General features: G+C 64.9%; 10 protein-coding genes. 6 read left to right on the top strand and 4 right to left on the bottom strand.

The annotated features are described in order from the left end of the window. Positions 1–11: 11 nt before the first annotated feature. Together U8326_RS15580 and U8326_RS15585 are read left to right on the top strand one after the other, a co-directional pair. On the top strand, positions 12–2,126 hold the full coding sequence (locus U8326_RS15580; protein WP_324741374.1) for an RNA degradosome polyphosphate kinase: 2,115 nt from the start codon (positions 12–14) through the stop codon (positions 2,124–2,126). Between the two features lie 11 nt (positions 2,127–2,137). After that, positions 2,138–3,670 carry a Ppx/GppA family phosphatase gene (locus tag U8326_RS15585; protein ID WP_324741375.1) on the top strand — a complete coding sequence of 511 codons (1,533 nt, stop codon included), beginning with the start codon at positions 2,138–2,140 and terminating at the stop codon, positions 3,668–3,670. Positions 3,671–3,704: 34 nt separating this feature from the next. Here U8326_RS15585 and U8326_RS15590 read toward each other — a convergent pair whose 3' ends face one another. From U8326_RS15590 to U8326_RS15600, 3 genes are read right to left on the bottom strand one after another with little or no spacing between them, the layout of a single operon-like run. Next, positions 3,705–4,637 carry a 2-dehydropantoate 2-reductase gene (locus U8326_RS15590; RefSeq protein WP_324741376.1) on the bottom strand — a complete coding sequence of 311 codons (933 nt, stop codon included), beginning with the start codon at positions 4,635–4,637 and terminating at the stop codon, positions 3,705–3,707. A 52-nt stretch (positions 4,638–4,689) separates the two neighbouring features. Then, on the bottom strand, positions 4,690–6,492 hold the full coding sequence (locus U8326_RS15595; protein ID WP_324741378.1) for an NAD(P)/FAD-dependent oxidoreductase: 1,803 nt from the start codon (positions 6,490–6,492) through the stop codon (positions 4,690–4,692). A 13-nt stretch (positions 6,493–6,505) separates the two neighbouring features. Further along, positions 6,506–7,261 carry an SDR family NAD(P)-dependent oxidoreductase gene (locus U8326_RS15600; RefSeq protein ID WP_324741379.1) on the bottom strand — a complete coding sequence of 252 codons (756 nt, stop codon included), beginning with the start codon at positions 7,259–7,261 and terminating at the stop codon, positions 6,506–6,508. Positions 7,262–7,463: 202 nt separating this feature from the next. Between U8326_RS15600 and U8326_RS15605 the strand changes: the two genes are divergently transcribed. From U8326_RS15605 to U8326_RS15620, 4 genes are read left to right on the top strand one after another with little or no spacing between them, the layout of a single operon-like run. Then, entirely contained in the window at positions 7,464–8,519 is a 1,056-nt protein-coding gene (locus U8326_RS15605) for an alcohol dehydrogenase (protein ID WP_324741382.1), read from the top strand. Positions 8,520–8,572: 53 nt separating this feature from the next. After that, positions 8,573–9,478: an alpha/beta hydrolase gene (locus U8326_RS15610; protein WP_324741384.1), complete on the top strand. Its 906-nt coding sequence runs from the start codon at positions 8,573–8,575 to the stop codon at positions 9,476–9,478. Between the two features lie 21 nt (positions 9,479–9,499). Continuing rightward, the gene (locus tag U8326_RS15615) at positions 9,500–10,186 is read left to right on the top strand and encodes a hypothetical protein (RefSeq protein WP_324741385.1); all 687 of its coding nucleotides are present in this window, start codon (positions 9,500–9,502) and stop codon (positions 10,184–10,186) included. Beyond that, on the top strand, positions 10,183–10,944 hold the full coding sequence (locus U8326_RS15620) for an SDR family NAD(P)-dependent oxidoreductase (protein WP_324741387.1): 762 nt from the start codon (positions 10,183–10,185) through the stop codon (positions 10,942–10,944). Before U8326_RS15615 ends, U8326_RS15620 begins: the two co-directional genes overlap by 4 nt. A gap of 103 nt (positions 10,945–11,047) precedes the next feature. On the opposite strand, the gene U8326_RS15625 is transcribed toward U8326_RS15620, so the two are convergent. Next, a complete protein-coding gene (locus U8326_RS15625; protein ID WP_324741389.1) occupies positions 11,048–13,114 on the bottom strand; it encodes a 3-hydroxyacyl-CoA dehydrogenase NAD-binding domain-containing protein in 2,067 nt (688 codons plus the stop codon). Positions 13,115–13,172: the final 58 nt, after the last annotated feature.

Raw genomic sequence — 13,172 nt, forward strand, 5'->3', positions numbered from 1 at the left:
ATGCGGATCCGATGGATTTCGAACCCGAGCATTTCTTCAATCGCGAACTGAGCTGGCTGGCATTCAACGAGAGAGTGCTGGCGGAGGCGAGGAACGAACGCTACCCCTTGCTGGAGCGATTGCGCTTTCTCGCCATTTCCGGAAGCAATTTCGACGAGTTCATGATGATCCGCGTGGCCGGATTGGCGGGGCAGGCGCAGCGCAAGATCGATTCCCGGTCCCTGGACGACCGCACCCCGGCCCAGCAATTGTCGGATATTCGGGCCGCTGTCCGCGATCTGGAAAGCATCCAGCAGGCCAGCCTCGAGGATTTGCGCATCCGCCTTGCCGAACAGGGGGTGCAGATCGGCCATGAAGGCAAGCTCGACAGCGCATCGTCGCGCTGGCTCAAGGAATATTTCCTCGAACATATCGCGCCGGTCATCACGCCGCAGGCGATCGACCCGGCCCACCCCTTCCCCTTCGTGTCGAATCAGGGGATCGGGCTGCTGTTCACCCTGACCCGCCTGGCCGACAAGGCCAAGCTGTTCGAAATGGTGCTGATTCCCGGCAGCTTGCCGCGCTTCGTCCGCCTGCCGGGCGAACAGGCCGTCTATATCAGCATCGAGAGCATCATCGTCCGCCATGCCAGGCTGATCTTTCCCGGCTTTCGCGTGGATGGCGACGGCGCCTTCCGGGTCCTGCGCGACAGCGACATCGAGATCGAGGAAGATGCGGAGGATCTCGTCCGCTATTTCCGCACCGCGATCCAGCGCCGCCGCCGCGGCCGGGTGATCCTGCTGGAGCTGGAGCGCGATTTCGATCCGGGCGCGGAGCAATTGTTGCGCGAGCAGCTGGTGCTGGACAATGCGATCACCATCAAGACGCGCGGGCTGATCGGCATCAGCGGCTTGTCCTGCATCGTGGACGAGGAACGCCCGGACCTGAAGTTCGAGGCGTTCAGCCCCCGCTATCCGGAACGCATCCTGGAGCATGACGGCGATTGCTTCGCGGCCATCCGCGAAAAGGACATCATCATCCAGCACCCCTACGAAAGTTTCGAGGTGGTGGTGGATTTCCTGCATCAGGCCGCGAACGATCCGGACGTGGTGGCGATCAAGCAGACTCTGTATCGCGCGGGCAAGCAGTCGGCGGTAATCGCGGCGCTGATCGCGGCGGCCGAAGCCGGAAAATCGGTGACGGCGGTGGTCGAGCTGAAGGCCCGCTTCGACGAGGAGCAGAATCTGCTCTGGGCCAGCCAGCTCGAACGCGCGGGGGTCCAGGTCATATACGGCTTCGTGGACTGGAAGACCCATGCCAAAGTGTCGATGGTCGTGCGCCGGGAAGAAGGCGGATACCGGACCTACTGCCACTTCGGGACCGGCAATTATCATCCGGTGACGGCGCGCATCTACACCGATCTCAGCTTTTTCACCGCCGACCCCAAGCTCGGCCGGGACGCGGCCAGCCTGTTCAATTTCGTGACCGGCTATGTCGAGCCGCGCCGCACGGAAATGCTGGCGATCTCGCCGCTGGGCCTGCGGGACAAGCTCTACGAATGCATCGACCAGGAAATCGCGAACGCCGCCGAAGGCAGGCCCGCCGCGATCTGGGTCAAGCTCAATGCCCTGACCGACGGCAGGCTGATATCGAGATTGTACAAGGCGAGCCAGGCAGGGGTGTCGATCGTGCTGGTCGTCCGGGGCATCTGCTGCCTGAGGCCCGGCGTGGAGGGCCTGTCCGAGAACATCACGGTCAAGTCGATCATCGGCCGGTTCCTGGAGCACAGCCGGATCTGGGCCTTCGCGAACGGCTATGCCATGCCCAGCCACCGCGCCCGCGTCTTCATCTCCTCGGCCGACGGGATGTCCCGCAATCTCGACCGGCGGGTCGAGACGCTGGTTCCGATCAAGAACCGGACGGTCCACGACCAGGTGCTGCAGCAGGTGCTGCTGGCCAATCTCCTCGACACCGAACAGAGCTGGATCCTGGCTTCCGACGGAAGCTACAGCCGGGTGGGAGAGGTCGAGAAGCCTTTCAACCTTCATCGCTATTTCATGACCAATCCCTCCCTTTCGGGGCGTGGAGCCTCCATCGCGGCGGGGCTTGACGTTCCCAAGCTGGCATTGCGGCGAGGCGCGGTCTAAACGCCATCGCCATGAAGATCAGCCGACGAGCGCCATCAGCCGATTTTTCTTCGGGTCATCGCAGTGCGATCATCGACATCGGGTCGAACACCGTTCGCCTCGTGATCTATGGCGGCGCAAGGCGCGCGCCTCTGGTCCTCCACAACGAGAAGGTGGCGGCCGGATTGGGGCAGGATCTGACCGAGACCGGCGTGATGGGCAGCGATGCCGTCGAAACGGCGCTTGCCGGCCTGGCCCGCTATGCCATGCTGCTGGAAGATCTCGGGATCGAGGATGTGCAGGTGGTTGCCACCGCCGCCCCGCGCGAAGCGTCGAACGGCCCCGAATTTCTCGCGCGGGTTCGGGAACTGGGCCTTGAGCCGCGCTTGCTGAGCGGGCCCGAGGAAGCCCGGATCGGCGCCAGCGGGGTGCTCGGCGCGTTCCCTCGCACCCGTGGCGTGGTGGCCGATCTGGGGGGCGGAAGCCTGGAACTGACCGCCATTTCGCCGGATGGACCCGCCGATTGCGCCAGCCTGCCGCTTGGCGCCTTGCGCCTTGCCCAATTGCGCAATGGGTCAGGCGCGGCGTTCCGCGCGAATATCCGCAAGATGCTGGACAAGAGCGGCTGGCACAAGGCGATTGCCCTTCCGCTCTATCTGGTTGGCGGAACCTGGCGCTCCCTCGCCACCTATGCATTGAACAGTGCGGGCCTGTCTCTCGACGACCCTCACGGGCTGGCGATCGACCATGCTCAGGCGCAGGCGATGGTCAAGCGGCTGCGCGGCGAAACGCCCGAGGTCCTGGGCGCGATCCCCGGCATTTCCTCGATGCGGGCGGCGGTCCTGCCCGATGCCGCCGCTTTGCTGAAGGTGCTGCTCGACATCCTGAAACCGACCGCGCTGATATTCTCGTCCTGGGGGCTGCGCGAGGGCTTGCTTTACGAGCGGCTGGACCCTTCCGCGCGCAGCCAGGACCCGCTGCTGGCGGGCGTGACGGCCTTCGCCGCGCCGAGGGGCGGCTCCGCCGCTGCCGCGACGCGTCTTGCCGCATGGACGGTCGAGGCCATGCCCCCGGCTGGCCGGGGCGGGGAGCGGTTGCGGCTGGCAGCCACCATGCTTGCCCTGGCTTCGATTCAGATCGAACCGAATGTGCGGTTGCGTCAAACCATGGACTGGGCGCTGCACAAGCGCTGGATCGATCTCGATGCGGCTGGCCGCGCCTCCATCGCCGCGGCGCTGTCCGCCAATTGCGGCAGCAGCTCGATTGCGCCGGAACTGCGCAAGCTGGCGGACAAGGCCACCTTGCAGGAGGCCTTGAGCTGGGGCTTCGCCATACGGCTCTGCCGCCGGCTCGGCCTCAATTCGCGCAATTCGCTGGAAGCCAGCGCCCTGCGCACCTCGGGCGGCAAGCTGACATTGTTCATGGAACGGCGGCGCGCGGCCTTGTGCAACCGCGGTGTCGAGAAGGATATGGCCAGGCTCGCGGAAAGCCTCGGACTGGCGCCCGCGATCGAGATCGTGCCCGATGGCAGCCTGCTCCGCCGGACCGAGGCCCTGGAAGCCTGAGGACGCGGATTTCGCCGATCCGGGCGGGGCCGGGTCAGAGCAGTCCGCGGGCCTTGATCCGCCGGAGGATGTCCCGGTGGGTGGGAACCGGAACCTGCAATGCCTCGGCGAAACGGAGCACCGCGCCGGTCAGGCTGTCGAATTCGGAGCGGCGCCCTTCCTCCACATCGCGCTGGAGCGAGCTGGTGGCGTCCGGCGGGAAGCTGGCGGCGAAATCCAGGGTCGCCCTGACGCAATCGCCCGGCAGATCGACGCCCTTCATATCCGCGATCATCGCAATTTCGGCCATGGCGCTTTCCAGCATTTCGCGGGCACGGGCATTATTGCAAAGCTGGCCGGCCGGCAGGCCCAGCGCCAGCCCCACGCCGCCTATGGCGCTGGCCAGCAGGAATTTTTCCCACAAGGCGCGGCGCATGTCCGGCGGGCGGGTGAATGCGATGGCAGCTTGTTGAAGGCAGGCCGCCATCAGCTCGCCTGCTGTCGGCGGGGCATCCTGCAAAGGGCCGAAGGCGATGGACGGCTCGACGCCGACATGGCGCACCGATGAACCGTCCATCTCGAAGAAACCATGCACCCGGCCTGCGAGGACATGCGCCTCGGGGATCGCGCGTTCCGCGATTTCGGGCGCTTCCACGCCGTTCTGCACTGTCAGAAGGATCATGCCCGGCCGGGCGGCGGGCTTGAGCACCGCCAGCGCGCTTTCCAGATCCCCTGCCTTCACCGCCAGGATTGCGATGTCCGGCGGGGCGAGGCCGCTGCCCTCTTTCGCAAGGGGCACGACGATGCGGCGGGGCGCCGGGCCTTCGCGCATGACGATGCCGTCACGCTCCAGTTCGGCGCGCCGTGGGCCGCGCGCGACGAGAGCGGTCGCCAGGCCTGCCTGGGCAAGACGGGCGGCCAGGAAGCTGCCGAGCGCGCCCGCGCCGATGACGGCGATCGCGGGGGTGGATGTCATGGAGCGGGGCATGGCCGCCGCGCTAGCTCGCGGCCGCGCGTTTGGCCAGCCATGCCTGCGGCGCTCAGTCCACCGTCAGCCCTTCGAAATCACCCGCCTTGCGCCAGTCCGCCAACAAGCGGAAGAAGCGCGTGGACGGGAAATACATGCCTGACCCGATCGCGCTGCGCCGGTCTTCCGCCCGGCCCTCCGCATTGAAATATCCCGGGGTGCAGGCTTCCTGGAACGGGCGGCGCAGCTCGTTCATCTTCCCGATCTCGTCCTGCCACGCCATCTCGGCGGGAATCGTCGCTTCCACCCGGGTCTTGCCCTCGTTCAGGCAGCGCTCGACGATATAGGTCAGATGGTCGATCTGTTCCTGCAGCATGTGCGGCACGTTCACCGTGGCTCCGGTCTGGGTGAGGCCCATGAAGAAGATATTGGGAAAGCCGTGGCTGAACAGGCCGTGATAGGTGACCAGCCCGCCTGCCCATTTTTCCGACAGCCTGGTTCCGCCCGCGCCGGTGATGTCGTAGCCGGCCTGATGGACCCAGGTGGTGCCCAGCTCGAACCCGGTGCAGAAGATCAGGCAATCGAGCGGATATTCCTTACCCGCCACGATCACGCCGTTCTCCGTGATCTCGTCGATGCCGCCGCTCACGTCCACCAGGCTCACATTGGGCCGGTTGAAGACGGGCAGGTAATCGTCGCTGAAACCGGGCCGCTTGCACTGGGTGCGGTAATAGGCCTTCAGCAGGCTGGCGGTTTCCGGGTCTTCGATCAGCTCGTCCACCCGGGCGCGCACCATCTCGTTGTGCTCGAAATCGGCCAGCTCCTGCGCCGCCGCGATGGCTTCGGGGGAGCAGGCGCCTTCCGGCAAGGATTGTGCCGCTTCGATCATGCGCCGGAAGAAGCGCGCCCAGCCATCGTCGATCGGGCAATCGGCATCCTCGCCATTGCCGATCCGGTTGAAAGTATCTTCACGATGCTTCTGCCAGCCCGGCGGAAGCGAGCGGAACCAGTTCTCGTCGGTGGGCGCATTGTCGCGAACGCCGACAGCCGTGGGGGTGCGCTGGAAGACGATAAGCTGCTTCGCATACCCGGCGAGCTGGGGCACCACCTGAAGCCCGGTCGCGCCGGTGCCGACCAGCCCGACGCGCTTGTCCGCCAGCCCGGTGAGATTGCCATCGCTGCTGCCGCCCGTATATTCATAATCCCAGCGGGCGCTGTGGAACATCTTCCCCTTGAAGCGCTCTATCCCCTTGACGCCCGGAAGCTGCGGCCTGCTGAAAATGCCGCTCTGGGTGGTGACGAAGCGTGCGCGGAAGGTGTCGCCGCGATCGGTGGTGACGATCCAGCGGCGCTCCCCTTCGTCCCAGGTCATCCCGGTCACCTTGGTCTGGAACAGGGCGCGGTCATACAGGTCGAAATGCCGTCCCAGCCGCTGGCAATAGGCGAAGATCTCGCTGCCGCGGATGTAGCGTTCCGTCGGCATGTAGCCGGTTTCCTCGAGGAAGGGCAGGTAGATGTAGGATTCTACGTCGCAGCGCAGGCCCGGATAGCGGTTCCAGTACCAGGTTCCTCCAAAATCGGCGGCGACATCCAGAATGCGGAAATTGCCGATCGCCTTCCTGCGCAGGGTCGCGCCCAGCTGCAGGCCGCCCAGGCCCGCTCCGATCGCCAGAACATCCAGATCCTCGGCCAGCGCCGGGCGCGGCTCCGGCGGTCCGGCGTAGGGATCGTCGGCGAAATGGGCGAGCGCCCCTTCGGCGAATTTGTATTGGTCGGTTCCGCCGGGCCGCAGCCGCTTGTCGCGTTCGGCACGATATTTCGCGCGGATGGCTTCCGCGTCGATGGACCCGTCAGGGGTGGCATTCTTTCCCGTCATGTCATTCCTTGCATTATCGTATGGTCCAGCCCCCGTCGATCACGATGGCCGCGCCATGTATAAAGGCAGACGTATCGCTGGCCAGATAGGCGGCGAGTTCCGCTACTTCCTCGGGACGGCCCATGCGGCCGGCCGGAACCGAATTGACGATGGCCTGCACTTCGGGCGAATCCTTGAGGAAATCTCTCGACATCTCGGTGTCCATGGACCCCGGGCAGATCGCGTTGGCGCGGATGCCCTGCTGCCCGTAATCCGCCGAGATCTGCCGGGTGAGGCCGATCATTCCATGCTTCGAGACGGTATAGGCCAGCCCGCCGGCCTGGGCGACAAGCCCGGCCATCGACGCGATATTCACGAAGGTGCCCGAACCTTGCCGCAGCATATGGGGCAGGGCGGCGCGGCTGACCCGGTAGGCGCCTTTCAGATTGACGCCGATCACCCGGTCCCACAGCGCCTCGTCCGTATCCAGCAGGGGCGCGAAGCCATCGAGTATGCCTGCATTGTTGCAGACGATGTCGATGCGGCCGTGGGCGGAGATCGCGTTCTCGATCAGGGCATCCACCTGCGCGCCATGGTTCACGTCCGCCGCCGCGGCGCTGGCGGACCCGCCGTTATCGCGAATGGCCCGGGTGGTTTCCCCGGCCAGCCCGCCGTCAAGGTCGCAGGAGACGACAAGCGCGCCTTCCTGGCCGAATTTTTCCGCGATTGCGCGGCCCAGGCCCCTACCCGAGCCGGTGACGATCGCGACCTTGCCTTGAAGCCTCTGCAAGCCTTGCCTTCCCATAACGGTATTTGATCAAGGGGCGCTATCGTATAGCCTGTCCTTGTCGGCCATGCTGGCCGTATCGCTACCGAATTTCTCGAATCTTGTTGTAACCGAGAAATGATCGGTTTTATGGTGAGCCGTCAAGAACCTAATGGACGCCCTGCGGATGCAAGTCCGGCGCTGGGCAGGCGAGAGGATACAGGCAATGAGGCGTTGGAGTGTCGTCGAAAATAACAAGCCCTTGCAAGCAATAGAATTTCCCGATCTGGTTCCGGAAGGCGAAGAGATCCTGCTGGAAGTCACACATTGCGGCGTGTGCCATTCCGACCTTCATTTCGTGAAGGGGGAGTTTGATCTGGGCGGCGGGCAGATCCTGCGCATCACCGATCGCGGTGTCAAACTGCCCTGCGCGCCGGGTCACGAAATCGTCGGCCGGGTGGTCGGCCTGGGGCCGCAGGCCAAGGGCGCGAAAGTCGGCGATCATCGCCTGATCTACCCCTGGATCGGCTGCGGCAAATGCCATTACTGCACGACGGATCAGGAAAACCTCTGTCTCCAGTCGCGCTCGCTCGGCATCATTCGGGATGGCGGCTTCGGCTCGCATGTCACCGTTCCCAACGCCAGCTACCTGTTCGATTTCGACGGCATAGATCCGGCGCTGGCCGCGACCTTCGCCTGTTCCGGGCTGACGGTCTATTCCGCGATCCGCAAGCTCAATCCCGCTTCGCCGTCCGCCCCGATCCTCATCATGGGCGCGGGCGGGCTGGGCCATGCCGCCATGGCGACCTTGCAGGCGCTGGGCCACACCCGGCTGCTGGTGGTCGATATCAGCGAGGAGAAACGGCAGGCCGCGGTGGCGGCCGGCGCGGAACGCGCTTTCGCTCCGGACGAGCCGGATGTTCTGGCAAAGATCGCGGAGCAGGCGGGCGAGCCGCTGATCTATGCCATCGATTTTGTGAATATTCGCGCCACTGTCTCGCTCGCGCTGGATAGCCTGGCCAAGACCGGCAGGCTGGTGCTGGTGGGGGTCGGCGGCGGGGATTACCCGCTTTCGCTGGCGGGCATGATCTTCAAGCCGCGCAGCATCGTCGGCAGCATCACCGGCAGCCGGCAGGAATTGCGGGAAGTGCTGGAACTGGCCCGCTCCGGCAAGCTCCAGCCGGTGCCGATCCGCTGCCTGCCCAAGGACAGCGCCAACGAGGCGCTCGATCTGCTGGAAGAAGGCAAGGTCACCGGGCGGCTCGTGCTCGAAGGCGCATAATCGCCAAAGCCTTTTCCTGTGGGCCAAGGCTTTTTCCCTGTGGGAGAGTGAGGATGTCAGCGCTGGCTTCGCTTTACGATTCATGGGTCGCGCAGATGAGCGCGCGGCCCGACATGCCGCTCGAAGAAATTCGCGGGCTTTTCGACCAGTGGAGCGACGTGACGGCGGAGCCGGAAGGCGTCGAATATGTGGAAGGGGCGGCCAGCGGCATCCCGGCGCTGTGGGCGGTGCCGGCAGGCGCCGTGCCGGATCGCGTGCTGCTGTGCTTCCACGGCGGCGGCTATGCGCTGGGATCGATCCATTCCCATCGCAAGCTCTATGGCCATTTCGCCAGGGCGTTCGGTTGCCGCGCACTTATCATCGATTATCGCCGCGCCCCGGAACATGTGTTTCCGGCGCAGGTCGAGGATACGGTGCTTGCCTATCGCTGGCTGATCGAAGGACAAGGATTTGCGCCAGAGCATGTGCTGCTTGTCGGTGATTCCGCGGGGGGCGCGCTTTGCATAAGCACGCTTCTGCTGGTTCGGGACCGGGGATTGCCCCTGCCCGCAGGCGCGATCCCGATGGCGCCCTATCTCGACACCGAGGCGAAGGGCGGCAGCTATGTCTCCAATGCGGAACTGGATCGGCTTGGCTCCCGCGAAGCGACGCTTGCTTTCATCCCCGTATTCCTCGGGCCGGAAGGCGATCCGCATGATCCGCTGGCCAATCCGCTTCATGCCGATCTTTCCGGCCTGCCGCCCATGCTGATCCAGGTGGGCGGGCATGACGTCCTGCTGGATGACAGTCGCGCGTTCTTCGAGAAGGCGAAGGCGGCCGGGCTGGACGTGGCGCTGCAGGTCGATCCGGACATGCAGCATGTCTATCAGTTCGAAGCCGGCAATTGCCCCGTGGCCGACGCTGCGATCCGCCGCGCGGCCGAATGGGGCCGGAAAAGATTGGGCCTCGCGGCCAGTTGAATCGTCACGCGGGAGAGAGTTTTGATCAAGGTCACCTATATCGAGCAGCCGCGGCCTGACACCACGCGCGAATATTGGGCGCGGCGGTGGCGGGTCCATGGCGGCTTCGCCATGCAATTCGCGGAGTTCTGGGACCCGATCAGGCTCTATATCCAGAACGATTGCCTGGCCGATCCATCGGCTTTCGCCGGGACGGACCCGTCCTTCGGCGGAGTGGGCGAGTTGTTCTACAGCGATCTCGATTCCTGCATGGCCTCGCTCGGCACCCCGAACATGCCGACGATACTGGCCGATGGCAGCCAGGTTTTCGCCCGGCAGAGGTCGGTCCATCTGATAACCGAAACCAGGGACCTGCTGGGCAGCCGCCCCGCCGCCGTGCGAATCTTCGCCTATGCAACACGACCCGCCGGAATGGCCCGCACCGATTTCCAAAAAGAGCTTGAAGCCGCCTTCGAGGGGAGCCTGGCCGTATTCCCCGCACCCCCATTCCATATGTCCGTCGCGCATAATCTGGAAGAGCGCGAAAGCCATGAAAGCGTGCTCGACTTCTCGTTCCACACCATGGATGAAGCGGTGGCGGGCCATGCGGCCTGGGCGGACCATGTGAGTGGCGATGGGTTCCTGTCGGCGGCGCTCCTGCGCGATCCGCTCAAGGTCGCGACCTATACGCATATTCTGTATGACACGGATAATTTTGGAGAGGGATGATGTCCGAGCTTGCCGGGAAAGTTGCCGTAATCACGGGTGCAAGCGGGGGGATCGGCGCGGCCACCGCCCGCCTGATGCATTCGCGCGGGGCGCGGGTGGTGCTGGCCGATCTCGATGAAGGCGCATTGGCTGCGCTGGCGGCGGAATTGGGCGGAGATGCGGCCTGGCTCCGCTGCGACGTGACCCAGGAAGCCGACAACGCCGCCATGGTGCAGACGGCGCTGGAGCGGTTCGGCCGCCTGGACATCGCTGTTCTCAATGCCGGGATCGAGGGCCGCGCCGGGCCGATCGGGGAAAACAGCGTCGAGAATTTCGACCGGGTGATGGCGGTGAACGTGCGCGGGGTCTTTCTCGGCCTCTCGAAGGCGATGCCCGCCATGCAGGCGAATGGCGGTTCGATCATCCTGCTTTCATCGACGGCGGGCCGCAAGGGCACGCCCAACATGTCGCCCTACGTCACCAGCAAGCATGCGGTGATGGGCATGATGAAATGCGCCGCCATCGAAGGCGCACCGCATGGCATCCGGGTCAACACCGTCAATCCGGGGCCGATCTCCACGCGCATGATGGCCGCGATCGAGCAGGATTTCGCGCCGGAGGACCCGGGCGGGGCGCATGAGCAATTCGTGCAGTCGATACCCCTCGGTCGCTATGGCAAGGCGGAAGAAGTGGCCGAGCTGATCGCCTTCCTGGCGAGCGACCGGGCGTCATACTGCGCGGGCGAATATTACGGCGTCGACGGCGGGCAGACCGCCTGAAGCATCGCTGGCCGCACCCTGGCCGCACACCCTGGGCGGGCCTGAAATGAAAAGCCCGGCCAGAAGATAATCCGGCCGGGCTTTGCGGTTGATGACCCTGCGCCTACTTCGCGTTGGCGCGGTCGTATTCCACGAAACTGGACCCTTCGCTGGCCAGCTTGCGCAGCAGCGCCGCCGGTTCGTGGCCCATCTTTTCCAGCCCGGCCACGACCTTGTCGAGGCCGACGGCATCCGCATGGAACATCGGGCCGCCGGTCCAGCGCGGCCAGCCATAGCCGAACAGCCAGACCACATCGATGTCCGATGCCCGCAACGCGATGCCTTCCTCCAGGATCTTCGCGCCTTCGTTCATCATCGGGTAGAGCATCCGCTCCAGGATTTCCTCGTCGCTGAAGCTGCGCGGAGTCACGCCCTTCTCCTTGCGGAAGGCGTCGATCATTTCGAGCACGACCGGCGATTCCTGCGGCTTGCCATCGACATAATCGTAGAACCCCGCGCCCACCTTCATGCCGCGGCGGTCCATCTCGCACAGCCGTTCCTTGACGGTGTTGCCGGTGGAGTTCTCGCGCGTCCAGCCCAGGTCCAGCCCGGCAAGGTCCCCGATGCGGCAGGGCCCCATCGGCATGCCGAAGCCTTCGACCACCCGGTCGAGATCATAGGGGCTGGCGCCAGCCAGCAGCAGGGCCTCGGTTTCCACGCGGCGCACATTGAGCAGGCGGTTGCCGATGAAGCCGAAGCAGACGCCTGCCACCACCGGCACCTTGCGGATCGTCTTGGCGAGATCGAGCGCGGTGGCGAGCACGGTCAGCGAGGTCTTGTCCGCGCGCACGATCTCCAGCAGCTTCATGATATTGGCCGGCGAGAAGAAGTGCAGGCCGATCACCTGTTCCGGACGGCTGGTGGCGCCGGCGATTTCGTTCACGTCCAGATAGCTGGTGTTGGTGGCGAGAATGGCGTCCGGCTTGGCGTATTGGTCCAGCTTGCGGAAGATATCCTGCTTCACTTCCATCAGCTCGAACACGGCCTCGATGATCAGGTCTGCATCCGCCACCTTCGAGAAGTCGAGGGTCGGCGTCAGGGAATCTCGGGTCTTCCGGGCCGTGTCCTCCGTCATGCGGCCGGAGGAAACATTGCGGGACAGCGTCTTCTCGATAGTGCCGACGCCGCGGTCGAGGCCTTCCTGGGCGACTTCCACCAAGGTGACCGAAAGGCCCGATTGCAGGAATGCCAGGGCAATGCCCGAACCCATCGTGCCCGCGCCGATGATCGCGACCTTCTCGATCTTGAGGCGCGGCGTATCCTTGCCGATGGCGGGAATCTTGGTGGCTTCGCGTTCGGCGAAGAAGGCATGGCGCAGCGCCTTGGACTGGGGACCGTCACGCAACTTCAGGAAGCCCTCGCGCTCCTGCTTCAAGGCTTCCTCGAACGGCAGGGTGAGCGTCCTGCGCATGAGGTCGACAATGGCGGCTGGCGCATCCAGGCCACGGAACTTCTTCGCGTTCCTGGCGAGGAAATCGTCGAAGATCGCGCTATTGCCGGCGTCGCCCAGCTTGTCGTCAAGCTGGCTGGTGCGGCGGATGGGAAGACCTTCCGCCACGACCCTGCGCGCGAAGGCGAGCGCGGCCTCGGCGAGATCGCCTTCCACCAGCTCGTCCACCAGGCCCAGTTCCCGGGCTTCAGCCGCGCCGATGGGTGCGCCATGCGCGATCATGTCCAGGGCCTTGGCGACACCGACCAGGCGGGGCAGGCGCTGGGTGCCACCGGCGCCCGGCATCAGGCCGAGCGTGACTTCGGGCAAGCCCATTTTGGCCGCCTTGGCAGCGATGCGGAAATGGCAGCCCATCGCCACTTCCAGGCCGCCGCCCAGGGCCGTGCCATGGATCGCGGTGATCACCGGCTTGGCGCTCGCTTCCAGCGTATTGACGACATCGGGCAGATAGGGCGGCTCGGGCGGGCGCCCGAATTCGCGGACATCTGCCCCGGCGAAATAGGTCCGGCCATCGCAACGCACCACCAGCGCCTTGATCGAATCGTCCGCATTCGCTTGCTCGACCGCATCGACCAGCGCCAGGCGCACTGCCTTGCCCAGTGCATTGACGGGCGGAGAATCGATCACGCAAACCGCGATTTCTCCATCGCGCTCAAACCGCGAAACCAGTTCCTCAGACATGATGGAAACATCTCCCAAAAAATCATAAGCCGAAAAAAATCCGGTTATGCATATCGCC

This window comes from Tsuneonella sp. CC-YZS046 (assembly GCF_035581365.1).
Lineage (GTDB): Bacteria > Pseudomonadota > Alphaproteobacteria > Sphingomonadales > Sphingomonadaceae > JAWKXU01.